Annotated in this window: 21 protein-coding genes and 2 pseudogenes; 12 read left to right on the forward strand and 11 right to left on the reverse strand. The window is 69.7% G+C overall.

The genetic code is table 11. The features are described 5' to 3' along the window. The first annotated feature begins 13 nt into the window (after positions 1-13). From AC099J_RS23065 to AC099J_RS23080, 4 genes are all read left to right on the forward strand, one after another. Positions 14-877, forward strand: a complete 864-nt coding sequence (locus AC099J_RS23065; RefSeq protein WP_479617640.1) for a branched-chain amino acid ABC transporter permease — start codon at positions 14-16, stop codon at positions 875-877. 64 nt (positions 878-941) lie between these two features. Next, on the forward strand, positions 942-1,946 hold the full coding sequence (locus AC099J_RS23070) for a branched-chain amino acid ABC transporter permease (RefSeq protein WP_479617641.1): 1,005 nt from the start codon (positions 942-944) through the stop codon (positions 1,944-1,946). Further along, positions 1,943-2,707, forward strand: a complete 765-nt coding sequence (locus AC099J_RS23075) for an ABC transporter ATP-binding protein (RefSeq protein WP_479617642.1) — start codon at positions 1,943-1,945, stop codon at positions 2,705-2,707. The genes AC099J_RS23070 and AC099J_RS23075 overlap by 4 nt, the downstream gene beginning before the upstream one ends. Then, positions 2,697-3,443 carry an ABC transporter ATP-binding protein gene (locus tag AC099J_RS23080; RefSeq protein ID WP_479617643.1) on the forward strand — a complete coding sequence of 249 codons (747 nt, stop codon included), beginning with the start codon at positions 2,697-2,699 and terminating at the stop codon, positions 3,441-3,443. The genes AC099J_RS23075 and AC099J_RS23080 overlap by 11 nt, the downstream gene beginning before the upstream one ends. A 140-nt stretch (positions 3,444-3,583) precedes the next feature. Here the strand turns inward: AC099J_RS23080 and dinG are convergent, their stop codons facing one another. The 8 genes from dinG to AC099J_RS23120 all read right to left on the reverse strand — a co-directional run bounded on the left by dinG (position 3,584) and on the right by AC099J_RS23120 (position 13,604). Further along, positions 3,584-5,767 carry an ATP-dependent DNA helicase DinG gene (gene dinG, locus AC099J_RS23085; RefSeq protein ID WP_479617802.1) on the reverse strand — a complete coding sequence of 728 codons (2,184 nt, stop codon included), beginning with the start codon at positions 5,765-5,767 and terminating at the stop codon, positions 3,584-3,586. A gap of 145 nt (positions 5,768-5,912) precedes the next feature. Next, complete coding sequence (locus AC099J_RS23090; protein WP_479617644.1) at positions 5,913-6,875, reverse strand: Bug family tripartite tricarboxylate transporter substrate binding protein; 963 nt, start codon at positions 6,873-6,875, stop codon at positions 5,913-5,915. Positions 6,876-6,892: 17 nt separating this feature from the next. Then, entirely contained in the window at positions 6,893-7,639 is a 747-nt protein-coding gene (locus AC099J_RS23095) for an enoyl-CoA hydratase/isomerase family protein (protein WP_479617645.1), read from the reverse strand. Between the two features lie 2 nt (positions 7,640-7,641). Further along, on the reverse strand, positions 7,642-8,427 hold the full coding sequence (locus AC099J_RS23100) for an enoyl-CoA hydratase (protein ID WP_479617646.1): 786 nt from the start codon (positions 8,425-8,427) through the stop codon (positions 7,642-7,644). Positions 8,428-8,435: 8 nt separating this feature from the next. Then, a complete protein-coding gene (locus tag AC099J_RS23105) occupies positions 8,436-9,635 on the reverse strand; it encodes a CaiB/BaiF CoA transferase family protein (RefSeq protein ID WP_479617647.1) in 1,200 nt (399 codons plus the stop codon). A gap of 133 nt (positions 9,636-9,768) precedes the next feature. Then, positions 9,769-10,830 (reverse strand): ABC transporter ATP-binding protein, encoded by a 1,062-nt coding sequence (locus tag AC099J_RS23110; RefSeq protein WP_479617648.1) that lies wholly within the window; start codon positions 10,828-10,830, stop codon positions 9,769-9,771. A 16-nt stretch (positions 10,831-10,846) separates the two neighbouring features. Continuing rightward, positions 10,847-12,568 (reverse strand): ABC transporter permease, encoded by a 1,722-nt coding sequence (locus AC099J_RS23115; protein WP_479617649.1) that lies wholly within the window; start codon positions 12,566-12,568, stop codon positions 10,847-10,849. Beyond that, positions 12,561-13,604, reverse strand: coding sequence for an ABC transporter substrate-binding protein (locus tag AC099J_RS23120; RefSeq protein WP_479617650.1), 1,044 nt, complete (start codon positions 13,602-13,604; stop codon positions 12,561-12,563). The genes AC099J_RS23115 and AC099J_RS23120 overlap by 8 nt, the downstream gene beginning before the upstream one ends. A gap of 119 nt (positions 13,605-13,723) precedes the next feature. Here AC099J_RS23120 and AC099J_RS23125 point away from each other — a divergent pair, with 119 nt between their 5' ends. From AC099J_RS23125 to AC099J_RS23135, 3 genes are read left to right on the forward strand one after another with little or no spacing between them, the layout of a single operon-like run. After that, a complete protein-coding gene (locus AC099J_RS23125) occupies positions 13,724-14,704 on the forward strand; it encodes a quinone oxidoreductase family protein (protein ID WP_479617651.1) in 981 nt (326 codons plus the stop codon). Positions 14,705-14,747: 43 nt separating this feature from the next. Continuing rightward, on the forward strand, positions 14,748-15,494 hold the full coding sequence (locus AC099J_RS23130) for a glutathione S-transferase family protein (RefSeq protein WP_479617652.1): 747 nt from the start codon (positions 14,748-14,750) through the stop codon (positions 15,492-15,494). Between the two features lie 36 nt (positions 15,495-15,530). After that, positions 15,531-16,259 carry a GntR family transcriptional regulator gene (locus AC099J_RS23135; protein WP_479617653.1) on the forward strand — a complete coding sequence of 243 codons (729 nt, stop codon included), beginning with the start codon at positions 15,531-15,533 and terminating at the stop codon, positions 16,257-16,259. A gap of 115 nt (positions 16,260-16,374) precedes the next feature. Here AC099J_RS23135 and AC099J_RS23140 read toward each other — a convergent pair whose 3' ends face one another. Then, positions 16,375-17,133, reverse strand: coding sequence for an IclR family transcriptional regulator domain-containing protein (locus AC099J_RS23140; RefSeq protein WP_479617654.1), 759 nt, complete (start codon positions 17,131-17,133; stop codon positions 16,375-16,377). Positions 17,134-17,288: 155 nt separating this feature from the next. On the opposite strand from AC099J_RS23140, the gene pobA reads away from it, so the two are divergent. The 5 genes and pseudogenes from pobA to AC099J_RS23165 all read left to right on the forward strand — a co-directional run bounded on the left by pobA (position 17,289) and on the right by AC099J_RS23165 (position 21,594). Beyond that, positions 17,289-18,467 (forward strand): 4-hydroxybenzoate 3-monooxygenase, encoded by a 1,179-nt coding sequence (gene pobA, locus AC099J_RS23145; RefSeq protein WP_479617655.1) that lies wholly within the window; start codon positions 17,289-17,291, stop codon positions 18,465-18,467. 104 nt (positions 18,468-18,571) lie between these two features. Further along, positions 18,572-19,708: pseudogene (locus tag AC099J_RS23150) on the forward strand (tannase/feruloyl esterase family alpha/beta hydrolase); the annotation flags it as partial. A gap of 73 nt (positions 19,709-19,781) precedes the next feature. Beyond that, positions 19,782-20,354: pseudogene (locus AC099J_RS23155) on the forward strand (tannase/feruloyl esterase family alpha/beta hydrolase); the annotation flags it as partial. Positions 20,355-20,486: 132 nt separating this feature from the next. After that, positions 20,487-20,909 (forward strand): DUF3597 domain-containing protein, encoded by a 423-nt coding sequence (locus tag AC099J_RS23160; RefSeq protein ID WP_479617656.1) that lies wholly within the window; start codon positions 20,487-20,489, stop codon positions 20,907-20,909. A gap of 175 nt (positions 20,910-21,084) precedes the next feature. Further along, positions 21,085-21,594, forward strand: coding sequence for a gluconokinase (locus tag AC099J_RS23165; protein ID WP_479617657.1), 510 nt, complete (start codon positions 21,085-21,087; stop codon positions 21,592-21,594). A gap of 50 nt (positions 21,595-21,644) precedes the next feature. Here the strand turns inward: AC099J_RS23165 and AC099J_RS23170 are convergent, their stop codons facing one another. Together AC099J_RS23170 and AC099J_RS23175 are read right to left on the reverse strand one after the other, a co-directional pair. Next, complete coding sequence (locus AC099J_RS23170; protein WP_479617658.1) at positions 21,645-25,082, reverse strand: ATP-binding protein; 3,438 nt, start codon at positions 25,080-25,082, stop codon at positions 21,645-21,647. A gap of 202 nt (positions 25,083-25,284) precedes the next feature. Beyond that, positions 25,285-26,484: a cation:proton antiporter gene (locus AC099J_RS23175; RefSeq protein WP_479617659.1), complete on the reverse strand. Its 1,200-nt coding sequence runs from the start codon at positions 26,482-26,484 to the stop codon at positions 25,285-25,287. Positions 26,485-26,506 lie beyond the last annotated feature (22 nt).

Here is a 26,506-nt window from a genome sequence, read left to right on the forward strand (position 1 = left end):
ACATCGACTGCCAATGGACTTCGCGAGCTTCCTGATCCAGCTGCTCAACAGCGTGCAGTACGGCCTGCTGCTGTTCATGCTGGCCGCCGGCCTGACGCTGATCTTCGGCATCATGGGCGTGGTCAACCTGGCGCACGGCAGCTTCTACATGCTGGGCGCCTACCTGGCGTACTCGCTGACCGCGCAGTTCGGCAGCCTCACGCTGGCGATCATCGCGGGCTCGCTGCTGGCCGTGGCCTTCGGGCTGCTGCTGGAGCGGCTGCTGTTTCGCCACTTCTACCAGCGCGACCATCTGGACCAGGTGCTGCTGACCTTCGGGCTGATCTACATCTTCGAAGAGCTGCGCTCCATCCTGTGGGGCGACGACGTGCACGGCGTAGCGGTGCCGGCGGCGCTGTCGGCCTCGATCCCGTTGACGGACACGTTGTCCTACCCCGTCTACCGCCTGTTCATGTCGGGCAACTGCATCGTGCTGGCGATCGGGCTGTACTGGCTGATCGCGCGCACACGGCTGGGCATGAAGATCCGCGCCGGCGCGTTCAACCGCGAGATGACGGAATCGCTGGGCATCAACATCCGGCTGATCCACGCCATCGTGTTCGCGCTGGGCATCGGCCTGGCCACCGTGGCGGGCATGATTGCCGCGCCAATCGCCAGCGTCTACCCGAACATGGGCTCGCAGGTGCTGATCATGTGCTTCGTGGTGGTGGTGATCGGCGGCATCGGCTCGGTGCGCGGCGCGCTGATCTCGGCCCTGCTGGTGGGCCTGGTCGACACCTTCGGCAAGGTGCTGCTGCCCCAGGTGGCGGGCATGCTGGTCTACATGCTGATGGCGGCGGTGCTGCTCTACAAACCCGAAGGGCTGTTCAAGCAATGAGGCACCACCGCCCGGCCGCTCCGAAGCTGGTGCGCACCGCAGTGCGCAGCACGGAGGTTCTCCCATGACAGCACGATCCAACCTCGAAGTGCTGCCGCGCGGCCTGCAGGTGGCGCTGGCACTCGGCCTCATCGCCCTGCTCGCCTTCCCCTTCGTCGGCAGCGAGTTCTACACCCAGGTCGTCACGCGCATGATGGTCATGGCCATCTTCGCGATGAGCCTGGACCTGCTGCAGGGCGTGACCGGCCTGGTCTCGCTGGGCCACGCGGCCTACTTCGGCGTGGCCGGCTACGCGCTGGCCTTCATGACGCCGGCGGGCGAGCCCGTCAGCCTGTGGTGGACGCTGCCTCTGGCCGTGCTGGCCTCGGCGCTGGCCGCTCTGATCATCGGCTTCTTCGTGGTGCGCACGCATGGCATCTACTTCATCATGGTGACGATGGCGTTTGCGCAGATGGTGTACTTCCTGTTCTTCGACAACCGCGCGCTGGGCGGGTCGGACGGGCTGTACATCAACTTCCGCCCGAGCAGCGAGCTGTTCGGCTGGGTGCCGTTCGACCTGGACAACAAGCGCACGCTGTACTACTTCACCGCCGTCTGCATGCTGGGGGTCTACGCCTTTCTGCGCCGCCTGCTGTGGAGCCCGTTTGGCCGCACGCTGTCCGGCATCCGCGTCAACGAGCACCGCATGCGCGCCATGGGCTACAGCAGCTTCGGCTACAAGCTGGCGGCCTTCACGCTGGCCGGCGCGCTGGCCGGGCTGGCGGGCTTTCTGTGGGGCGTGCAGACCGGCTTCGTCAACCCCGAGCTGATGGGCTTCCACATGAGCGCGCACGCGATCATGATGGTCATCCTGGGCGGCATGGGCAACTTCGCGGGCGCCATCGTCGGGGCCTTTGCGTTCGAGACGCTGCTGTCGGTGTTCAAGGATTTGCCCACGGTCGGCGCGGTGCACCTCGGCAAGCACTGGCAGTTGTGGATGGGCATCTTCATCGTGGCCGTGGTCTGGCTCGCGCCGCGTGGCTTGATGGGCCTGGGCGACCGATTGCTGGGCCGCAAGGACGTGCCATGACCACGCCAGACATCCTCATGTCCGCGCGCAAGCTGACCAAGCGCTTCGGCGGCCTGGCGGCGGTCAACGCCGTGTCGCTGGACTTGTGGCGGGGCCGCATCCACGCCGTGATCGGCCCCAACGGCGCGGGCAAATCCACGCTGTCGCACCTGCTCTCGGGCGACCTCCCGCCCACCGAAGGCAGCGTGACGCTGGCCGGGCAAGACGTGACCGGCTGGTCGCCCGAGAAGATCTCGCGCCAGGGCCTGGGCCGCAGCTACCAGAAGACCAACATCTTTGCGCCCTTCACGGTCTGGGACAACGTGCACCTGGCGGCGCAGTCGCGTGCGCAGCACCCGGCCCGCTGGCTGCGCCGCGCGCAGGACTTTGCCGCCACGCGCGAACGCTGCGAGCGCGCACTGGAGCTGGCCGGCCTCACGGAGCGGCGCGACCGCATCGCCGGCTTCATCAGCCATGGCGAGCAGCGCCAGCTGGAGATCGCCATGAGCCTGGCCACCGCACCGCGCGTGCTGTTGCTGGACGAGCCGCTGGCCGGCATGGGCCAGGCCGAGGCCGAACGCATGGTAGCGCTGCTGCTGCGCATCAAGCCCGACCACGCCATGCTGCTGGTCGAGCACGACATGGACGCCGTATTTGCACTCGCCGACCACTTGACCGTGATGGTCAACGGCCAGGTCATCGCCAGCGACAGCCCTGCCGCCGTGCGCGCCGATGCCGCCGTGCAGGCCGCCTACCTGGGTGACGAAGACCATGGCCACTGAAGCCGCCCCGCTGATCGAGGCCCGCGGCCTCGACACCTACTACGGCGCCAGCCACATCCTGCACAACGTCGACTTCCACGTCGCGGCCGGCGAGACCATCGGGCTGATGGGCCGCAACGGCATGGGCAAGAGCACGCTGCTCAAGACGCTGATGGGCATCGTCGTGCCCAAGTCCGGCAGCGTCAGCGTGATGGGCCAGAACATGACCGGCCGGCCGACCTACGAGGTGGCGCAGCGCGGCATCGCCTATGTGCCCGAGGGGCGCGGCATTTTCGGCAACCTGAGCGTCGAAGAAAACCTGCGCATGGCCGCGCGGCCCGGCGTCAGCGCCGCCGCCAAAGCCCGCGCTGCGGCCGGTGAGGACTGGCACTACGCCCGCGTGCTCGACACCTTCCCCCGTCTGAAGGAACGCCTGGGCCATGGCGGCCAGCAGCTGTCGGGTGGCGAGCAGCAGATGCTGACCATCGGCCGCGCCCTGATGACCAATCCCGACGTGCTGATCCTGGACGAAGCCACCGAGGGCCTGGCCCCGCTGATCGCGCGCGAGATCTGGCGCATCTGCGAGCTGATCCGCGGCTCGGGCATCAGCAGTGTGATCGTCGACAAGAACTGGCGGCATGTGACGCGCATCACGGACCGCAATGTGATCCTGGTGAAGGGGCGCACGGTGTTCGAGGGCAGCAGCGCGGAGCTGCTGGCGCAGCCGGCCTTGCTGCAGGAGCACCTGGGGGTCTGAGCCATCCCTGGACGTGAAACCGTTCCCGGCGCGCGCTGTGAAGGGGTCGGCGCGACGGCGGCTTGCGCACACGCCGTGCTGCCGGCCCCCACCGCTGCCCCATCTGCCCGGCCCTCCCCGCGAGGCCAGTGGGAACAGGTTCAGTCCACCGCGTGCAGCCGCCCCTGCACATCGCGCCGCCAGCGCGCGAACGGCGGCAGCGCCTGCATCAGGCGGCGGCCGAAGGCGGTGGCCAATAGCCGCCTGTCGTAGCAGTGGATCGCGCATTCATCCGTCTCGCTGCGGATCGCGCGCCCGGCCCATTGCGCCAGGCGCATGGCGGTGGCCGGCACCACCAGTTCGTTGAACGCATCGCGGCCGATGTTGCGCAGCCAGGCGGCGCGCGCCTCGCCCACCGGGTCGTCCGGTGATGCGAACGGCAGCTTGGTGATGAACAGTTGCTCGCACAGCGCGCCCGGCAAGTCCATGCCCTCGCCGAACGACTGCAGGCCGAAGACGATGGACGGGCCGCCCGCTGCCACGGCCGCGCGGTGGCGTTGCAGCAGCAGCGTACGCGGCAGCTCGCCCTGGGCCAGCACCAGGCCGCGCAGCACAGGCGTGAGCGCGGCCACGGCCTGGCGCATCTGCTCGCGTGACGTGAACAGCACCAGCGCGCCGTGCCGCACCTGCGCCAGATCGGCCAGCAGCAGCCGCACCATCTCGGGCACGAAGCGAGCGGCGTCCTTCGGGTCGGCCGCCGTCTCGACCACCACGAAGCGGCCCTGGCGCGGGTAGTCGAACGGGCTCGCCACGGCCAGCGTGGCCACAGCGTCGTCGCCGGCCAGCCCGCTTTCGCGCAGGAAGAAATCGAACGCATCGCCGGCGCGCAGCGTGGCCGATGTCATGACCGCCGCACGCACGCCGCCCCACAGCTGCCCGCGCAGGCTGTTGCCGGGCAGGACCGGGCTGGCATGCGCCCGCAACCGCGGCCCGCGCGCGGCACCAGGGTGCAGGCTGAACCATTTGGCGATCGGCGGCGCCTCCAGCGGGGTCTCGGTCAGCAGCAGCTGGGCCGTGGCGTGCACCTGCTCGAGCCGGGGCGTCAGCATGCCCAGCTGGGCGTACAGCACCGAGAGCCGGCGTGCTTCGTCCGGCTGGTCGCGGATCTGCGCGCGCAGGGCCTTGGCCACGCCAGAGAGCGCGTCCAGAAAGCTTTCGGCCATCGCCTGCACCAGCGCCAGCGGCTCGTGCAGCGCCTCGGGCACGACGCCACCGGGCAGGCGCACGCGCGCGCCCTCTTGCCCGGGCGGCGCGGCGGCGAATTCAGCGGCGTACACGTCCAGCGTCAGCCGTTGCAGGTCGTGCAGGCTCTGCTGCAGCTGCGCCGCCTGACGCGGCGCGTCGGCCGCCTCGGGCACCAGCATCAGGCTGCCGATGCGCCGGCAGCGCGCGGCCAGGGTCTCGATCCAGCCGGTCGCGGCCAGGTCCATCGAGCAGGCGAAGCGCTCCAGCGCCACGGCAGGCAGGTGATGGGCTTCGTCCAGGATCAGCAGCGCGTTGTCCAGCGACGGCAGGTTGCGCCCGCCCAGCGATGCCAGCAGCAGGTCGTGGTTGACGACGATGACATGCGCACCGACCAGTTCGCGGCGCCGCTCGAAGTAGGTGCAGTCGTTGAACACCGGGCAGTGCTTGCCGGTGCACGAGCTGGCCTCGGCCGCCACCGGCCACCAGGCTTCGACCGCCGGCTGCTGCGGCAGCGTGTCGCGGTCGCCGTCCCACTCCTTGCCCAGGCTGGCGGCCAGGGCGCCGTAGAACTGCACGCGGGCCTGGCGTTCGGCGTCCGAGCCCGGGGGCAGGCCGTGGTCGTCACCGGCTTCGTCGGCAAACAGGTCGTCCTCTTCGGCGCCGGGCTCGCCCGCCAGCCGTGCCAGCTTGAGCTTGCAGACATAGCGGCCGCGGCCCTTGGCCAGCGCGAACTTGAACGGCTGCTCCATCACCGCCGCCAGGGCCGGCAGGTCTTTGAGCACCAGCTGCTCCTGCAACGCGACGGTGGCGGTGGAGATCAGCACCCGCGTCTTGCGGGCCAGCGCGATGGAAACGGCGGTGGCCGCGTAGGCCAGCGACTTGCCGACGCCGGTGCCGGCCTCGATCACGGCGATCGACCGGTCAGGCTCGTCGCCCTCCTCCACCTGGCCCAGGGTGGCGCCGGCCAGCGTGGCGGCCACCTGCTCGGCCATCTGCCGCTGGCCCGGGCGCGAGCGCAGGCCCGGGCTGGCGGCCAGGACGTTGTCGAATGCCAGCAGCGCGGCGGCGGCGATGGCGGAGGGGGAATCGGCGGAAGAGATGGCGGCAGCTCGGAGGAAGCGCTGCGCCCGGTGGGGCACTGCGGGCAGCGAGTTTAGAGCCTGGACGGGCAACCAGTGGCCGTGCAGGCGCGCCGAGCGCTCCGATGGCCCGCGCCTCCTCGAAGAACAGCCCCGAGCGGTCCCCTTACTCCACCTTCACATTCGCATCCTTGATCCGATCCAGCGCCGCGCGGCCGGACGACGCAGCCCAGGTGTTGAACTCCCCTGGCGATGCCGACGCCAGCGCCTCGTTGCCGGTATCCAGCAGCTTGCGCTGCACCTGCGGATCGGCGAGCGCCTTGGTGGCGGCGGCATAGAGCCGCTGCGTCACCTCGGCCGGCAGCTGCGCCGGCCCGAACAGGCCGAACCAGAAACTGAACTCGAAGCCCTGCAGCCCCTGCGAGGCCAGCGTTGCCAGGCCGGGCACCACGGCAGAGGGCTGTGCGGTCGTCACGCCCAGCATCTTCACGGTGCCCGGTCGCCCCATGGGCAGCACCGATGCCGCCGTGCCGAACGACAGCTGCACGTCGCCCGCTGCCACTGCCTGCACCGCGGGCGCTCCGCCCTTGAACGGGATGTGCACCATCTGCCCGCCCACGGCCTTCTCGAAGGTCAGCCCGGCGATGTGCGGCGAGCCGCCGATGCCCGACGACGAATAGTTGAGCTTGCCCGGCTGCGCTTTCACCTTGGCCACCAGATCCTGCACGCTGTCGATGCCCATGTCCTTGTTCACCGCCAGCACCAGCGGTGAGACGGTGAAGCGCGTGATCGGCGTGAAGTCCGAGGGCTGGTACTTGACCTTGTACAGGTGCTGGTCGATGCCGTAGAGGGTGCCGGTGGCCAGGCCCAGCGTGTAGCCGTCGGCCGGTGCACGCCACAGCAGCGAGGATGCCAGCGTGCTGCCGGCGCCGGGCTTGTTGTCCACCACGATGGACTGGCCCAGCTCCTTGCCCATGGCCTCGGCCATGATGCGCGCGATGAGGTCGGCCGCGCCCGATGGCGAGTAGCCGATGATGAGCCGGATCGGCTTGTTGGGATAGGGCTCGGTCTGCGCAAAGGCGCAGGCGCTGGCGCTGGCCAGCGCGGTCGCGAGAATCAGGGCTTTCATCGTGGGTCTTTCGGAAGTCAATGGCCTGTGAACTGGGGCGTACGCTTGGCTAGCCAGGCGGCCTGGCCCTCGCGCAGGTCGGCCGAATCGGCGGCGCACGCCATGTCCGCGTGCAGCGCGTCCACGTCCAGCCGGCCGCGTGCGATGCGGTTGAGGTGCTGCTTCATGCCCAGCATGGCGATCGGCGCCATGGCGGCGCAGGTCTGCGTCAGGCGGTCCACCGCAGCGGGCAGTTCGTTCGGCGCCAGCAGCTGCGTAAGAAAACCGATGGCGCGCATCTCCTCGGCCGCGATCCTGTCGCCCGTGAGGAACAGGCGCTTGGCGTTGTCCAGGCCCAGGCGGCTCACATAGCGCTCCAGCCCGCCCTGGTAGAAGTGCAGGCCCAGCCGGGCGGCCGGCATGAACATGTCGATGCCCTGCACGCCCAGGCGAAAGTCGCAGGCCAGCGCCAGGTCGGTGCCGCCGCCGTACACGCTGCCATGCAGCACCGCGATGGTGACCGGGCGCGCCTCTTCGACCGCGTTGACCACCGCTTCGAAATTCACCTTGCGCGCAGCGCCGATGCGGCCGATGTCGTAGCCGCTGCAAAAGTACTTGCCCAGGCCGCGCAGCTGCAGCACCAGCACGTCGGGCATCGCGTTCACCGCGCCGATGTGCTCGGCCAGCGTGGCCAGGTCGTCGGGGGTCAGGCGGTTGGCCTGCTCGGGCCGGCGCAACGTGATGGTGGCCAGCGGGCCAGCCACCTGCAGTTCGGGTGTGTCCATGCTCATCGTCCGTGGAAGGTTGGGGTGCGCTTTTCAAGGAAGGCGCGGCGGCCTTCCTGGTAGTCGGCACTGTCGAAGCAGCGGTCGACGGCCGCTGCCACGGCGCTGTCTTCGGCGGCGCTGTACCGCTCGAACAGCCGCACCGCGGCCTTGGCGGCCTGCACGGTCAGTGGTGCATTGGCAGCCACCTGCGCGGCGTACTGGCGCACGGCGTCGCGCAGCCCGTCGGCTGGCAGGACCTGGTTGACCAGGCCCAGGCGCAACGCCTCGTCGGTTTCGAGCTGGCGGGCGCTGAACAGCATGTCCTTGGCCGCAGACGGGCCGACCACGCGGGCCAGCGCGGCCAGGCCCTCGTATTCGTAGCCCAGGCCCAGACGGGCTGCGGGAATGCCGAAGCGCGAGCCTACGCCCGCAAAGCGCAGATCGGCCGCCAGCGCCAGCGCCATGCCGCCGCCGATGCAGTAGCCCTGCACCATCGCGATCAGTGGCTTGTCCAGCCCCGCCAGGCCGCGGTGCGCGCGTGACGCGATCTCGCCGTAGCGCTGTTTCTGCTCCGCGTTGGCGCGGTGCTGCTCGAACTCGGAAATGTCGGCACCGGCCGCGAAGGACTGCCCACCGGCGCCGTGCAGCACCACCACCCGGACCGCCGCATCGGCCTGCATGGCCTCGGCCGCTTCACCCAGGCCCTGCCACATCTCCAGCGACATGGCATTGCGCCGCTCGGGCTGGTTGATGGTGATCCAGCCGATGCCGTCTTCGACGGAGGCGAGGATCTTGGTTGTTCCCAAGTTGAGCTTCATGCTGCGGCCCCCGTTTCGCGCAGCGCCGCGATGTCGGCCGGTGCGTAGCCCAGCTCGGCCAGCAGCGCATCGGTCTGCTCGCCCGGATCGGGCGCGGCATGGTGGAAGCGGTCAGGGTGAGGAAACGCCGACAGGTTGATCGGCGAGCGAATCAGTTCGATGTCGCCCAGCACCGGGTGATGCGCGGGCCGCGTCATGCGCAGGTGCTTGACCTGCGGATCTTCAAAGGCCTGGCCAATGTCGTAGACCGGGCCGCAAGGCACGCCGGCCGGGTTCAGCCGCGCAACCAGGTCGGCCACGCTGAACTGGCGCGTGACGGCATTGATGTCGGCATCCAGCTGGCGGCGGTGCGCCACGCGGGCGGCGAAGTCCTGGTAGTCCGGGTGCGTCGCCAGGTGCTCCGCAGGCAGCGCGCTGCACAGGCCGGCCCACATCGGCGGCGTGCTGGCGCAGATGTTGACCTGGCCGTCGCTGGCCTCGAAGGTGCCCATGGGCACCTGTGTCGGGTGGGCGTTGCCCTCCTGGCCTGCCACGTCGCCGTTGACGGTGTAGCGCGCGCCCTGGAAGTCGAGCTTGTTGAGCATGCCCTCGATCAGCGAGGTGTGGACCCACTGGCCCACGCCGCTGCGTTCGCGGTGCAGCAGCGCCAACAGGATGCCCTGGCCCAGGAACATGCCGGCCGTGGTGTCGGAGATCGCGATGCCGGCGCGCACCGGGCCGCGGCCGGGCTCGCCCGTCACCGAACTCAGGCCCGACATGCCCTGCACGATCTGGTCCACGCCGGGCCGCCCCGCGTACGGGCCGTCCTGGCCGAAGCCTGAGATGCTGGCCAGGATGATGCGCGGGTTGCGACGGCGCAGCTGCTCGTAGTTCAGGCCTAGACGGTCCTTCACGACGGAGCGGAAGTTCTCCACCACCACGTCGCTGCGGTCGATCAGTCGCGCCAGGATCTCCGCGCCCTGCGGCGTCTTGAGGTCCACGCACAGGCTGCGCTTGTTGCGGTGCAGGTTCTGTTCGTCCGAGCCGCGGCGCCGGCCGGTGACCGAGCCCCGGTCCTTGGGCGGCGGCGCCTCCAGCCGCGTGACTTCGGCACCCCAATCGGCCAGCAGCCGCACGGCCGTGGGGCCGGCGCGCGCGATGGTGAGGTCCAGCACCTTGTAGCTGGACAGCGGGAGGGCGGATTCAGATGTGCTCATGGTGCTCTCTTGTTGCCACGTGCCGGGGCGCGCGCGGCCCGGTGTTGGCGGAAGGTGCGGCGCGGATCGTCCACGGCGCGGTTGTGGATGCGCCCTTGAATGGGCGTGTTGTCCTCGGTGGGCTGCAGCGGCATCAGGCCAGCACCGCCACGCCGCTGGGGTCGACCGACAGCAGCGACTCGTGCCCCACCTCCAGCACGTGGTTGGGCGAGGCATGCACCTTGAGCGGCGCGCCGCCACCCATGGGCCGCACCAGGTAGTCCCAGTACTCGCCCAGGTAGGTGCGCGCCACCACCGCGACCTGTCCCATGGCCAGCATGCTGTCGCCAGCGGCCCCCAGGAACAGGGACTGCGGCCTGATGGAAACCTGGGCCTGCAGCTGGTCACCGCCCTCGCCAGCCGGCACGGGCACGGCGCCGGGCAGGCCGGGCAGCAGGAAGTGGCCGGCGCGCAGCTCGCCGCTGACCAGGTTGGTCTGGCCGATGAAGCCGGCCACAAACGGGGTGCGCGGCCGGTTGTACAGGTTCCAGGGCGTGTCGATCTGCTCCAGCCGGCCCAGGTTCAGCACGGCGATGCGGTCGGAGATCGTCATGGCCTCGGCCTGGTCGTGCGTGACGTAGACCGTGGTGAAGCGGAACTCGTCGTGCAGGCGCCGGATCTCGCCGGCCATCTCCTCGCGCAAATTGGCATCCAGGTTGGACAGCGGCTCGTCGAGCAGCAGCACCTCGGGCCGCACCACCATGGCACGGGCCAATGCCACGCGCTGCTGCTGGCCGCCCGACAGCTCGGCCGGGTAGCGCTGGGCCAGGTGGCCGAGCTTGACCACCTCCAGCATCTCGCCGACGCGCCGGCGCACCTCGTCGGCCGGCGTCTTGCGCACGGTCAGACCGAAGGCCACGTTCTCGGCCACGGTCATGTTGGGCCAGATCGCGTAGCTCTGGAAGATCATCGACATGCCGCGGTGCTCCGGCGGCACAGTGCGTTTGGCGCCGGAGATCTCGCGGCCATCGACGGCAATAGCGCCCTCGCTCAGCTCGATGAAGCCGGCCACCATGCGCAGCGTGGTGGTCTTGCCGCAGCCCGAGGGGCCCAGCAGCGTGACCAGTTCGCCCTGGCGCAGTTGCAGGCTCAGGTCGTCGACCACGGCCGTGCTGCCGTAGCGCTTGGTGACGTGGGTGAGTTCGAGTTTCGTCATTTCACTTGTCTCTTGTTCATGACCTGCGCAGCATGAAGTCGCGCCCGGCGATGCGCATGCCCAGCCCCACCACCGCCGTGACGATGACGACCAGCACCACGCCCATGGCCGCGAGCACCTCATAGTTGCCCTGCTCGCTCAAGTCCAGCGTGAGCACCGACACCACGCGCGAAGCCGGCCCGGTCAGGAACACGGCGGTCGACAGCTCCTTCGTGCAGATGACGAAGACCAGCACGAACACCCCGGACAGCGGCTTGGCCAGCAGCGGCACCACCACCCGGCGCAGCACCGTGAGCCGGCCGGCGCCCAGGATGCGGCCGGCTTCCTCAAGTTCAGGGTTCAGAGAGCGGATCGAGGCCCCGCTGGCGACCACGGCGATCGGCAGAAAGCGCGTGGTGAACGCAATCACGATCAGCAGGCCGGTGCCATACAGCGAGAAAGGCGGCCCGGCGTAGGCCGCGTACAGCCCGATCGCCAGCACCAGGCCTGGCACCGCGACCGGCGCCAGCGCCAGGAACTGCAGCAGATTGGGGAACGGCGTGATGCGCCGCTGCGTCGCGTAGGCCACGCACAGACCCATGCCGACGCACACCAGCGCGGTCGAGGTGGAGTACAGCACCGTGTTGAGCAGCGCAGAACGTACGGTCAGCTGCTCGAAGAAGATGGCGTAGAAGTTCGCCAGCGTGAAGTTGCCCGACACGATGCCGCGGCCCCAGGCCTTGGACACCGAAGCCAGCAGCAGGATCACCAGTGGCAGCACCACCGAGAGCAGGCCCACCAGCGTGGCATAGCCCAGCAGCAACCACTTCCACCAACCGATGTCGAAGGGCCGGCGCTCGCCGCCCTTGCCTGAGACCGACACAAAGCCCTTCTTGGCCAGCAGGCGGCGCTGCAGGACCAGCAGGGCGATCGTCAACGCCAGGATCGGCATGGAGAACGCGGCGGCCTGCTCCACCCGCAGCGGGTACTCGAAGAACGAGACGATCTGCGTCGTGGCCAGGTTCAGCCCGGCGGGAATGGCGATCAGCGCGGGGGTGCCGTACAGCGCGATGGTCTCCAGGAAGATCAGGATGCCCGCGCCCACCATGGAGGGCAGCACCAGCGGCAGCGTCACGCGCGTCAGCGTTTGGAACTTGCTGGCGCCGTGGATGGAGGCGGCGTCTTCCAGCTCGGTCGACACCAGGTCCAGCGCCGACTTGGTGAACACGTAGATCAGCGGATAGACATACAGCGCAATGACAAAGGCCAGGCCCCAGAAGCTGAAGATGTTGAGCGGGCCGGTGTCGGTGCCGAACAGCGCGACCCACGCGCGGTTGAGCCAGCCGGCGTTCGGCCCTGCGAGCAGGATCCATGCAATCGCGCCGAGAAAGTTCGGCATCACAAACGCGGCGAGCACGCCCAGGTGCGTCACCCCGCGGCATGGCATGTTGGTGCGCGAGACTGCCAGCGCCAGCGGCACGCCGATCAACGCGGCCAGCGCGGTCACCGCCACGCCCAGGTACAGCGAGTTGAGCAGCGCCTGCAGGTGCCGGCTGCGGCCCAGCGCGGCCGCGTAGCTGGACAACGACAGCCCGCCATCGGCCCCGCGCAGGCTTTCTGCCAGCAGCCGCAGGATCGGGTTGGCCACCAGCAGGATCAGCAGCGCGATCAGCGCGCCGAACAACCACAACGAGGGGTCGGCCAGCCGGCTGGGTACGGCGCGCGGGCGGGCCTGCGCGCCCAGCAGGAGTTCAGACACCGAAGGCGTCCTTCCACAGCTCGACCACTTCGGGCAGGTCGTCGCGCATCTCCTTCGGTGTGGGTGCCAGCGTCTTGGCGGAGCCCAGCGCCGGCAGCCCGCCGGGTGGCTGCACACCCGTGCGCAGCGGAATGCCGAATTCGGCGCGGCCAAGTTCCACCATGTCGTCGCTGCCGATCAGCCACTCCATGAACAGGCGGCTGGCGTTCGGATGCTTCGAATTGGCCATCACGGCCGAGGGCGAGACCACCATCACCAGTCCCTCCTTGGGCACCACCCAGCCGATCGGGTTGCCACGGTCGGCCACGCGCGCAGCCAGCGTGATCGGCCCGGCCGAGATCGAGCGTTCGCCCGAGTTCACGGTGGTCACCGTGTCGATGGTCGAGCGGCCCACCTGCACCTTGTTATCGGCCAGTTTCTTGAACCACCCGGGGCCGTAGAGCTTGCGCATCTCCAGACACCAGGCGCCGGCCGCGCCGCTGAACCCCGGGTGGGCGACCGAGGCCAGGCCGCGCCACTTGGGATCGAGCAGGTCGTTCCAGCTCGACGGAATGTCGCCGGCCGCCACCTTCTGCTTGTTGTAGACCAGGCCCATCGGGAACGCACTGGTGACGTGGTAGGCGCCGTCCGGGTCCACGTTCTGCATGTGCCGGTCGATCTTGGCCACCGAGGGCGGCGTGTACTTGAGCAGCAGGCCCCGCGCCTTCAGGTCGAGGAAGTGCGCGAGGTCGGTGGACGAAAACACGTCGCAGGCCGGCGTGCCGGCCTTGATGTCCTGGTTCAGGCGCTGGTAGGCCACCTGCGCGGTGGTGCGCACCACATTCACGCGGATGCCGGGGTAGCGCTCGGTGAAGCGGCGGCCCATGGTTTCGGCCTGCTCGGACGGGTAGGGCACGCAGTACCAGGTCAGCTCGCCCTCCTTTCTGCCGGCTTCGTGCAGCGCCTGCAGCGCGGGCGCCAGCGGTTGAGCGTGCAACAGCGCGGGTGCGGCCAGGGTGGCGGCGAGGGCTCCGAAACGGCGGCGCGTGAAGGCCATGAGGTTGTCTCCTTGAAAAGTCGGTCTGCGTTTTTTCAGTGTACGGAAACTTGCCTAATGAATCCATATAGCGTTTATCCGTATTTTTATAGAACGCTCGCAAGTCCACATTCACGTCCATGCACAGCCTCGCCATCCACATTCACCGCCACGGCGACCCCGACGTTCTTGAACGCGTGGAGGTCGCAGTGCCACCGCCGGCCGCCGGCGAAATCCGCATCCGCCAGAGCGCCATCGGCCTGAACTTCGCGGACATCTACCAGCGCAAGGGCGCGCACGGCCCGCACGCACAGGCGCCGTTTCCGATCACGCTGGGCGCGCAGGGCGCGGGCACGGTCGAGGCGTTGGGCGAAGGCGTGACCGCCTGGCGCGTGGGGCAGTCGGTGGCCTACTTCCAGCCCGGCGCCTACCAAGCTGTGCGCAACGTTCAGGCCGACCGGGTGCTGGCCTTGCCGCCGAACCTGTCCGAAGAACTGGCCGGCGCAAACCTGCTGCGCGGGCTGACGGCGCAGTACCTGCTGCGCCGCCTGTACGTGGTGCAGCCCGGTGACACGGTGCTGGTGCACGCGGCCGCCGGTGGCATGGGCGTGCTGCTCTCGCAATGGGCGCATGCGCTTGGCGCGACCGTGATCGGCACGGTCGGCTCGGCCGCAAAAGCCGAGGTGGCGCGCGCCCACGGCTGCCACCACGTGATCGACTACCGGCGCGAGGACTTCGCCGCGCGCACGCTGGAGCTGACCGGCGGCCAGGGCGTGGCCGTGGTCTACGACGCCGTGGGCAAGGACGTGTTCGTGCCCTCGCTGCGCTGCCTGCGCACGCTGGGCATGGCGATCAACTACGGCACGGCCTCGGGCGATGTCGAGGGCCTGGACCTGCAGCTGCTGCACGCGAAATCGCTGTCCGTGTGCCGGCCGACGTTGCGCAGCTTCATCGCCGAGCCAGCGGACCTGCAGCGCTCGGCGCAGGCCTTCTTCGAGGCGGTCGAGGCAGGCCATGTGCGGCTGGAGGTGGGCAGCCGCTACGCGCTTGCCGACGTGCGGCAGGCCCACCGCGATCTGGAAGGCCGTGCGACCACGGGTGCGCCCGTTCTGGTGCCATGAGTCGGCAGCGCCGGCAGGCCCAAGGCGTCGCGGTGAGCACGCCATGAAGCTGTTCCACGGCTGGCTGTCCAGCGCCTCGCGCCGTGTGCGCCTGTGCCTGGCCGAAAAAGGCATCTCCTACGAGAGCGTAGCTGTCGACCTGGGCCGACAGGAACACCATGCGCCTGAATTCCTGGCCATGAACCCCAATGGCGTGGTACCCGCTCTGATGCTGGCGCCGGGCCGCTTCCTGCACGAAAGCTCGACCATCTGCGAGTACCTGGATGAGATCCAGCCCGCGCCGCCGCTGCGGCCCGACGATGCGTATGAACGCGCCTTGATGCGCAACTTCGTACGTTGGACGGACGAGCAGTGCCTGCCCCACCTGCTGATCCTGAACTGGAGCCTGGCACTGCAGCCCACAGCCAGCCAATGGAGCGACGCCGAACTGCAGAGCAAGCTCGCGCGCATCCCCACGCCCGAACGGCGCGAGGCCTGGCTGCGCATCGCACGCCGGCCGTATACGGAGGAGGAAAAGACGGCGGCGCTCGACAAGCTGCTGCGTCTGCCCGCGCGCATGGAGGCCATGCTGGAGCAAGCGCCCTGGCTGGTCGGCGGCCACTACTCGCTGGCCGACATTGCCGCAGTGCCCTTCATCGCGCGCATCGCCGAACTGGCGCCGCTGGCGCTACAGGCCGAAACGCACCCGCGCGTCGCGGCCTGGTGGCAGGCCGTCCGGCAGCGTCCCGCGTTCGCTCAGGCGCGGCTGGAACGCTTCGACACCGCGCTGCAGGCCCGCGCGTCCGCATGAACACGCTCGCTAAGATGCCGGGCAGGAGTTCACGACATGGCCAGCGCCCCCCGCATCAACCTCAGCGACCAGATCCGCCGGACGCTGGAAGACGAGATCCATTCCGGCAAGCTTGACGCCGGCTCGCGCATCGACGAGCAGGCGCTGATGGACCGCTTCAATGTGTCGCGCACGCCGGCGCGCGAGGCGATCAAGCACCTGACCTCCGCCGGCCTCGTCACACCGTTGCCGCGCCACGGCGCCGTGGTGGCCTCGCTCTCGGTCCCCGAGTACATCGCAATGCTGGAGATCCTGATGCAGCTCGAAGGCTTGTCCGCCCGGCTGGCCGCGCGCCGCATGCCCACGGCTCAGCGCAAGCAGTTGCAGGAGGCACATGCCAGCTGCCAGCGCGCCGCGGCCAAGGACGATCCCGAAGAGTACGGCCAGGCCAATCGCGTCTTCCATGAAATCATCTACGACGGCAGCCTGAACGAAGTGCTCGCGCGCCAGCTGCGCGCGATGCGGCTGCGCATGCGGCACCCACGCCGCGCGCTGTTCGACCGGCCCAACCGCATCCGCAATTCGCTGGCCGAGCATGCGGTGATCCTTCAGGCCATCGTGTCCGGCGACGAAGCGGCTGCCTTCCAGGCCATGACCGACCACATCAGCAGCGGCGGCAACGTCTATGCCGATGCGATTGCCAGCATGCCGCAGCAGACGATGCCGGCCGAGGCAGCGGCAACCGAAACGCCATTGCGCCGGCGCAGCAAGAGCGCGCGAGTGTGAGGGGATGCCGGGCGGTGCGGCGAACCGCGGCGCATCTGGGCTGTCGATCGACCTTCGTCGCGCATGGGCGGTTCTGCAGGTTCACGGAGGGCCCTCACACCGCTGCGGCCACCCCCTACAGCAAGGCCCTCAATTCCCTTGCCGCATCCAGCAACATCGGCAACAACTCCCGCTCCATCGCCTCGCGCCCCATCCGCGCCGGCGACGCCACCACATTCAGCGCCGCCACCGTGCGCCCCTGCATGTCGCGCAGCGGCACCGCCATGGCGTGCACCGCCAGCTCGTGCTCCTCGATCGCCACCGCGTAGTCGCTCTTGCGCACCTCGTCGATGCGCGCGCGAAACTCGCGTGGGTCGGTCACTGTGTGTGCGGTCAGCCGCGGCAGCGCGCGACCCTTCAGCCAGGCGTTGAACACCGCCTTGGGCTCAGCCGCCAGCAGCACGCGGCCGGTGGACGTGGCGTGCACCGGCAGCCGCGCCCCCAGGTGCAGGCCATAGGCCAGCATGCGCATGGTGCCGCTACGCGCGACGATCACGACCTCGTCGCCATCGCGCACCACCGCAGAAAACGATTCGCCGGTCTGCGCCGACAAGCGGTTCAGCGTCGGCTGTATCGCGCGCGGCAGCCGGGCCGAGGCCAGGTAGCTGCCCGAAAACCGCAGCACCTTGGGCGCCAGCCAGAAGTAGCTGCCGTCCGACTCCAGATACCCCAGGTGCGCCAGCGTCAGCAGGTGCCGCCGCGCGGCCGCCCGCGTGATGCCGGCACGCTGCGCAGCCAGCGTGGCGTTCAGGCGCTGGCGTTCGGTGTCGAAACTCTCCAGCACCGCCATGCCCTTGGCCATGCCCAGGATGAGGTCCACTTTGTCGATCGTCATGGAATGTGGCCTTATTGGCGATTGCTGCGCGATGATCGCGCAACCTGCGCAATGATCGCACAACGCCCCGGCTGGGACCATCACGAACCGGCACCGAAGACGTACGCTTGGCGCACCCCAACCCCAACAGGCCCCAGAGGCCAGGAGACATTCCCATGCGTACCCAAGTCGCCATCATCGGCGCCGGCCCCTCGGGCCTGCTGCTCGGCCAGCTGCTGCACAAGGCCGGCATCGACAACGTCATCGTCGAGCGCCAGAACGGCGAGTACGTGCTGGGCCGCATCCGCGCCGGGGTGCTGGAGCAGATCACCATGGACCTCTTGGCCAAGGCCGGCGTGGCAGAGCGCGCGCTGGCCGAGGGCTTGCCGCACGACGGCATCGAGCTGCTGTTCGCCGGCAAGCGCCACCGCATCGACCTGCACGGCCTGTCCGGCGGCAAGCGCGTCACCGTCTACGGCCAGACCGAGGTCACGCGCGACCTCATGGAAGCCCGCGCCGCCGCCGGCCTGGCCACCGTCTACGAAGCCGGCGACGTGCAACTGCACGATTTCGACGGCGCAAAGCCCAGCGTCAGCTACACCAAGGACGGCCAGCGCCACACGCTCGAATGCGACTTCATCGCCGGCTGCGACGGCTACCACGGCATCAGCCGCCAGAGCGTGCCGCCCGAGGCACTGCGCACCTACGAGAAGGTCTACCCCTTCGGCTGGCTGGGCATCCTGGCCGATGTGCCGCCGGTCTCGCACGAGCTGATCTACGCCAACACCGAGCGCGGCTTTGCGCTGTGCAGCATGCGCAGTGAGACGCGCAGCCGCTACTACGTGCAGTGCAGCCTGGACGAGAAGGTCGAGAGCTGGAGCGACGACGCCTTCTGGAACGAGCTGCGCGCTCGCCTGGACCCGGAAGCCGCCGAGCGCCTGGTGACCGGCCCGTCGCTGGAGAAGAGCATCGCGCCGCTGCGCAGCTTCGTGGCCGAGCCGATGCGCTTCGGCCGGCTGTTCCTGGCCGGCGATGCGGCCCACATCGTGCCGCCCACCGGCGCCAAGGGCCTGAACCTGGCCGCGTCCGACGTCGGCTACCTGTGGCGTGGCCTGGCAGAGTACTACGGCGACAAGTCCAGCGTGGGCATCGACCTGTACTCGGACACCTGCCTGCGCCGCGTTTGGAAGGCCGAGCGCTTCTCGTGGTGGTTCACCTCGCTGATGCACCGCTTCCCCGACAGCGCCGGGTTCGGCCAGAAGATCCAGGAGGCCGAGTTGGACTACCTGATCCGCTCGCAGGCCGCGTCGACCTCGCTGGCCGAGAACTACGTCGGCTTGCCGATGGAGTGGTAAGCACGCCCCCTCACCTTCGCCACTGAACGCTACTGAAAGGACCGCCCACCGCCTTTGCCCCGCGCGCCCCGTCTGGACCCGAACCATGCCAATCTGGAGACAAGATGCAGCCACTGACATCGCGCGCACACAGCGCGCACCCCGGTTACGTTTCGAGCAAGACCCTGATCGCGGTGGCCACCGCCACGCTGCTCGCTGCCGGCCTCGCGGCTTGCGGCGGTGACGATGACAACACCTTCGCCACGCCCCTGGTCGTGGCCAGCCCGGCCAGTGCCTGTGCGGCGTTGGCCGGCCAGGCGGTCGATGCGGCCAGCATCGGCGAGCCGACCACCGGCGCCACCGTCACCACGGCCACGCTGAAGCCGGCCGTCGCCGACGCGCCCAACACCGCCGGCACGGCCACGGTGCTGGGCACGCCCGAGTACTGCGAGGTGCTGGTGCAGATCGAGCCCGTCGACCCGGCCGCGCCGCTGATCAACAGCCAGGTCAACCTGCCAACCAGCTGGAACGGCAAGAAGCTGCAGTTCGGCGGCGCGGGCTACAACGGCTCGCTGGTCACCGGGCTGGACACCAGCCGCAACGCGCCGCCCGATGTGCCGCGCCCCATCACGCGCGGCTACATGACGACCGGCACCGACTCGGGGCACCAGAACCAGACGGGGGTAGAGAACTACGCCTTCGCGCTCAACCAGGAGTCGCTGGTCAACTTCGGCTATGCCTCGTACAAGAAGACGCACGACGTCGCCATCGCACTGGGCCAGCGCTACTACGGCAAGCGGCCGATGCGCAGCTACTACATGGGCGGCTCCGAGGGCGGGCGCGAGGGAATGATGATGGCCCAGCGCTACCCCAACGACTACGACGGCATCGTCTCGATCGACCCGGTGATGAACTGGACGGGCCTGCAAACCTTCGGCAACTGGATCGGCGGTATCCGCCAGAGCGCGCCGGGCGCGTGGCTGGGCGGCAAGACGCAGCTGGTGCACGACACCGTCACCGCCGCGTGCGACAGCCTGGACGGCATTGCCGACCAGGTCGTCAGCCACTACCGCGCCTGCAAGCCCGTGGCCGAGGCGGCGCTGGCCACCAAGCTGTGCCCCTCGGGCAACGACGAAGGGCCGACCTGCCTGTCCAGCGCACAGCTGGCGGTGATCACATCCGCGCACGCGGGCTACCAGTTCAGCTTCCCCGTGGCCGACGGCATGCAGTCGTACGCCGGCTTCGGCTTCGGCGGCGAAGGGCTGGCCGGCAACTGGTCGAACTGGCTGGTGGGCACCGCATCGCCCACCGCCGGGCCGACGGCGGCCGGCATCAACCAGGTCTACCGCTTCGGCAACGGCTACGTGCGCTACTTCATCGCGCAACGCCGCCTTCGACCCGCTGACCTACGAGCCGGCCAACTACCAGAGCCGTGTGCTGCAGGTCTCGCAGTGGATGGACGCGGCCAACCCGGACCTGTCGGCCTTCCGCGCCCGTGGCGGCAAGCTGATCCTGCGTGAGGACATGAGCGACACCGCGCAGAGCCCGCTGACCGGCCTGAACTACTGGGACGCGGTGGTCGCGCGCATGGGCGCGGCCACGGTCGGCGACTTTTTCGCCGCCTATGCCGCAACCGGTCTGCCGCACACCTCGGGCGGCATCGCGGCCGGCACGGCGAACGCGCCGGCCCACGGCATCCCGGGGCGTGTGGACCTGCTGGCCGTGGTGGAGAACTGGGTGGAGAACGGCGTCAAGCCGGCCACGCAATACACGCTGGTGAACAAGAGCGCGCTGGCGCCGTTCGCCGAGGTGGCGTCCAAGCCGATGTGCCAGTACCCGCAGTACCCGCAGTACAACGGAACGGGCGACCCTGCGCAAGCGGCCAGCTACCGCTGCACCGGTAGCTGAGCGAGGCGGCCCCCGCCGCGCGCAAACCCGGCGCGCGGCGCAGCAACGCCCTTGCACCATGTCGGCGCGCCGTCCCACGCCTGCAACGCGCCGCGCCGCGACACTGCACGCTCTTACATCGAAAGGGACCCCATGGGCATTCTCAGCAACATCTTCAGCAAGATCTTCCCGTCGGCACACGCTGCCAACACGCCGGCCGCGACGGCTCCGGTCGCCCCGGCGCCAGCACCTGCCACGGCCTCTGCACCAGCTGCACCGGCCGCATCGGTTGCAGCACCTCAGCCGCAGGCCATGATGGAGATCGATGTCGAGCAGATGCTGGACGGCATGGCCGCCAAGTCCGGCGAGAAGCTGAACTGGAAGACCTCCATCGTCGACCTCATGAAGTTGCTGGGCCTGGACAGCTCGATGTCCGCGCGCAAGGAACTGGCGCAGGAGCTGCACTACACCGGCGATACCAATGACTCCGCGTCCATGAACATCTGGCTGCACCGCCAGGTCATGAACAAGGTGGCGGCGAACGGCGGCAAGGTGCCCGCCGATCTGAAGGACTGACGCTCGCCAGCGGCGCTGCGGCGCTGCGACGCGGCCTGCAGCCCCACCACCCGCTTCGGCGGGTTTTTTTGCGCCCGCAGTGGCGCCTGCGTTGCCGCTCGTCCGCGCATTCGGGCGGGCGCGCCGTGTCAAGATCGGACTTCGCCGACACAGACGTTCGGAGAAGGAGACGGCAATGGTCCAGAAACTGGTGGTGATGGGTGTCTCAGGCTGCGGCAAATCGTCGCTCGGCGCAGCGCTGGCGCAGGCCCTGGGCGCCCGCCTGATCGAGGGCGACGACTACCACCCCGCCGCCAGCCAGGACAAGATGCAGCGCGGCATCGCGCTCACGGACGACGACCGCTGGCCCTGGTTGGAGCACATCGGCACGCTGGTGCGCGACGAGACCGCGCAAGGCGTGGTGCTCACCTGTTCCGCACTCAAGCGCAGCTACCGCGACCGCCTGCGTGCGCTCGCGCCGGCGCTGCTGTTTGTCTACGTCGACATCACCGAAGAGGAAGCCCGCGCCCGCGTCGGCGCGCGCCAGGGCCACTTCTTCCCCGCACAGCTGGTGGCCAACCAGTTCGCCGCGCTGCAGTCGCCGCTGGGCGAGCCTGGCGTCATCCGCGTCGACGCGCTGCTGAGCCTGGAGCAGCAGCGCGATGTGGTGCTGCAAGCCCTGCGCGAGGCCGGCCAGCACAGCTGACGCGTGCGCGCCAGGGGCGCGTGTGCATCGCCGCTGCGATGCCGGGCCGCTCACTGCGTGCCGGTCTGGATGCGCGTGACCGGCGCGCCGCCATCGCGCGCAATGTGTGCAAGCCCGGGCGGCGCCGCCGCGCGGGCTGCGCCATCGGCCAGCGCCAGTTGGGCCGGCCCCAGCAGCTGGTGGTACAGCCGACTGGCCTCTTGTGCCTGCAAGGCCGGGGTCGGGCCGGCAGGGCCGCCCACGGCCGCCAGCACCAGGCCGCGCTCGCAGCGCTCTTCCATGGGGCGCATGCCCAGCTGCCGCGCCAGTGCCAGCGCGGCGCTGAAGGCGTTGCGCGCCAGGTCTGCGCGGCCGCGCGCCAGCGCCACGCCGCCTGAGGCGAGCAGCGCGTGGGCCTCGTTGGCGCGCTCGCCATGCTCGCGTGCCAGGGCCACGGCGCGCGCTGCCGTGGCCTCGCCTTCGGCGGCGCGCCCGCAGATCGCATAGACCTCCGCCAGGTAGGCCAGGCGCAGCGAATGCCGGGCGATGAAACCCTTGGATTCGGCCAGCTGCACGGTGTCTTCGAGCAATTTCAGACCTTCGGCGCCCCGCCCTGCCAGCACCTGCGCATAGCCCAGGTGGAACGCCACGTAGGCCGTGCCCACCGGGCTGCTGGCAAAGCCAGAGGCGGACAGCGCGCGCTCCAGGCTGGCCACGGCGTTGCGCAGGTCGCCGCGCCGCAGGTGCACCACGCCCATGCCCAGGTGGGCATAGCCGATGCTGGCCGGGTGCCGCGCCTGCTCGGCGATGTCGATGGCGCGCTGCGCGCTGTCCAGCGCCTGGTCGAAATCACCCAGCTCGGCCAGTGCCCAGCCATGAAAGCTGCACGAGAACGCCGAGGGCAGCACGAACAGGCCGAACCGGCTCTCCACCAGCGCGCCGTTCAGCGCCGCGATGTTCCAGCCGAAGTGCGTCATCGCCTGCCGGTAGTCGCCCCGCGTGTGGTGCAACAGGCCCAGCGGCAGCCGGGTGACGACCTGCAGCGCCAGGTCGTCCTGCTCGCTGCCGATGCGCAGCGCCTGCTCGCCGGCCGCAGCAGCCTCGCGCGTGAGCCCGCGGATCCAGTAGTGGTCCGCCAGGTACGACTGCACCCAGCCGATGCGGCCGGGGTCGCCCAGCTCGTCGGCCAGCTCGGCCGCATCCTGCAGCACGGAGGTCATGCGCGCGCGGTCGCCCAGCGGTTGCAGCGCGTTGCGGATGTCGATGCGCAGGTCGATCGCGTCGCGCAGCAGCGCGCGGTCCTGCTGCAACTCGCCCACCACCTGCAGCGCCTGCTCGTACAGCGCCACGGCTTCCAGGTAGGCGTGGCGGTCGGCGGCGCGCGTGCCGGCGGCGCGCAGGTAGGCAAACGCCTTGGGCCACAGCCGCCCGCGCATCGCGTGGTGGGCGAGCTGGTCGATCACGTCGGCCAGGCGGCCGGCGAATTCCTCTTCCATCGCCACGACGATGCGGGCGTGGATATCGCGCCGGCGCTCGTGCAGCAGCTCGCGGTAGGCGACCTCTTGCGTCAGCGCGTGCTTGAAGACGTAGACCTGGTCGGCGTAGTGCGCGTCTTCCCCGAGGAAGTCGGCCTCCTGCAGCCGCACCAGCCGCGCGCGCAGTTCGGCCGTGGCCAGGCCCGTCAGCCGCTGCAGCAGGCCGTGCGAGACGCGGTCGCCGACGGCGGCCGCTTCCTGCAGCACCAGCTTGTCGCCGGGGCGCAAGCGGTCGATGCGCGAGGCCAGCAATGATTCGATGGTGGCGGGGATCTGCGTGAGCGCCAGCGGCTGCAGCAGCCGGTAGGCGCCGACGCTGCCCTCCAGCGCGCCGGTGCTGATGAAGGACTGGATGATCTCTTCGATGAAAAACGGGTTGCCGCCGGTGCGCTGGTGCAGCTGCTCGCCCAGCGCCTGCGCGTCGCCATCGGCACCCAGGATGCGCTGCAGCAGCGTGGCCGTGCCCTGCGCGCCCAGCGGCGCCAACGCCAGCCGCTGCACGCCCGGCGCCTGCAGCCAGTCCGGCCGGTGGTAGGGCCGGTGGCAGGCCAGCAGCAGCACGCAGGCACTGGGCAGCCGGGCGACCAGCTCGCCCAGCAGGCCGCGCGTGAGCGAGTCGGCCCACTGCAGATCCTCGAACACGCCGATCACGGGCTGTACGCGGCTTTCGGCGACGATCAGCGCGGCGATTGCCAGGATGGTGGCGGCGCGGCGTTGCACGGCGTCGTCCTTGCGGAACGCGTGGTCGCTCGGCAGCGCATCCATGGCGTCCAAAAGCGGCGCGATCTGGCCCAGCAGCGCGGGCAGCCGCTCGGCGATGCGGGCCGTCACCTTCATGCGCACGGCGGCGGCCGCCTCACCGGCGGCGATGCCGAAGTAGCTGCGCAGCAGCTCGATCACCGGCAGCAGCGAGGCGGCGTTGCCGAAGTGCGCGGGGTGCACCTCCAACAGCAGGCAATCGCCACCGTGGGCCTGCACGAACTCGCCGATGGTGCGCGATTTGCCCAGCCCGGCCTCGCCGCCCATGACGACCATGCGGCCGTGGCCGGTGCGGGCCGCATCCAGCGCGCTGCGCAGCGCCAGCAGCTCGGCCTCGCGGCCGACGAAGGGGGTGTGCATGCGCGCCTGGCGGGCCTGCAGCCGCGCGCGCGCCGGGCCGGCGGCCACGATCTCGCAGACCTCGACCGGCGCGGCCAGCCCCTTGACGACGATGGGCCCGATCGGCCGCACCACGATCTGGCCCTCCACCAGCCGCGCCGTCTGCGCCGTCGCCAGGATGGTGCCCGGCGCGGCCGCCTGCTCCATGCGCGCGGCCAGATGCACGGTCTGGCCCACGGCCGTGTATTCGGTGTAGATGTCGTTGCGGATGGAGCGCACCACCACTTCGCCCGCGTGCAGGCCCACGCGCACATGCACGGGGATGCCCTCGGTGCGCAGCGCCTCCTGCGAATAGGTGGCCACGCTTTGCTGGATGCGCATGGCGGCAAAGCAGGCCCGCAGGGCGTGGTCTTCGTGCGCGATGGGTGCGCCGAAGATGGCCATGATGCCGTCGCCTCGCGCCTGGCTCACGGTGCCCTGGTAGCGGTGCACGGCGTCCATCATGCGGTGCAGAGTGTTGTCCAGCACGCGGTTGGCGTCCTCGGGGTCGCGGTCGGCCAGCATCTCCAGCGAGCCCTTGATGTCGGCGAACAGCACCGTCACCTGCTTGCGCTCGCTGGCCGGGCCACGGGTGGGCGTGCCGGGGCGACCGGGCGCCGGCCCCGCAGCCGCACCCGCGCCCGCCGGGTGGTCGGCCGCCCGGCCCGCCGGGTGGCGCAGCAGGCTGCCGCATTCCCCGCAGAACTTGTGCTGGGCGCGGTTCAGCGTGCCGCAGGCGGGGCAGCCTTGGGCCAGGTCCTGTCCGCAATGCGGGCATGCCAGCGCGCCGGCGTCCAGGTCCGCATGGCAGCCGTTGCAGCGCAGGGGTGTGGTCACCGGGCCGTCCTGCGCGCGGCGCGCTGCGGGCGCAAGCCTCGCCCGGGCGCACGGTCGGTCGCGGCAGGAAGACCGTCCATGTCCTTCGCTCTCATGGTGGCTCCCGGATGGCGGCGGTGCAAGGCGCACCGTAGATTCGCCTGTTCTTGCAGCCAAATCGTACGCGCGTTTTGCCTCATTTCGCAATCGAGTGAAACACCCCTCACCGCTCCCGGAACACGATCTCCCGCATCCGCGCCAGCTTGGGCGACACCACCGGCACCGTCAGCATGGTGCTGGCCACGGCCATCAGCAGCAGCGCGGTGAAGCTGCCGTTGGTGATGATGCCTTTGTCCAGCAGCACGTTGGCAAAGATGATCATGATCAGCGCCTTGGTCTGCAGCAGCCAGCCGATCAGCGAGGCTTCACCGGGCTGCCAGCGCAGGATGCGGCCGGCCAGCTGCAGGCCGATCAGCTTGCCGGCAACCGAAGCCACCAGCAGCACGGCGGCCACCACGAACACTGCCGCGCCGCCCACCTGCCAGTTGGTGCGCAGCCCGGTGGACAGGAAGAACACCGGCATCACGACCAGCAGCACGTGGTGGCGCAGCCAGTCCATTTGCTGCTGGTCGAACCATTCCGCGTCCATCACCGCGCCGGCAATGAAGGCGCCCACCATGTAGTGCAGGCCGCACCAGTCGGCCCCCAGCGCGCAGGCGGTCAGCCAGATCAGGCCCACGTACCAGCGGTCGCGCTCAGGGATGCGCAGCATCAGCCGGCGCAGCAGCACGCTGGCCACGGCAAACAGCGCGAGGAAGGCGGCCTGCTTGCCCACGCGCTCCCAGTCCATCAGGATCAGCGCCAGCACGCCCCAGATGGCGATGTCGTCCAGGCTGGCGTAGCGCAGGATGCGCTGGCCGATGGGCTGGCGCAGGATCTCCAGCTTCTCCATGAACAGGATCAGGATCGGCAGCGCCGTGACGGCGCAGGCCATGCCGATGCCCAGCACGAACTGCCAGTCCATGGCCTGGGCGCCGACCCACCCCGGCGTGGCCAACAACCCCAGCGCCGCCAGCGCGCCCAGGGCCAGCGGCACGCCGAGCGCCAGGCCTGCCGTGACGAAACTTTCGCGCCGGTGCACCAGCGCCTGGCGCAGGTCGAGCTCGATGCCGGCGATCCACACGAACAGCATCACGGCCCACTGCGCCACGGCGTTGAGCGACTGGATCACCGGCGCGTTGAAGACGAACTCGTAGTAATCGGGGAACAACGCCCCCAGTACGCCGGGGCCGAGCACGATGCCCGCGATGATCTGCACCACCACCAGCGGCGCGAAATACTCGGTGCGGCCGAGCCGCCACACCAGGTAGGGCGCGGTGAAGATGATCAGCATGGCGATCAGGAAGATCTCGGAGGTGGTCATGAGGCTGAGATGGCGAGCGTGG

Source organism: Rhodoferax sp. RT4P68 (genome assembly GCF_056521305.1).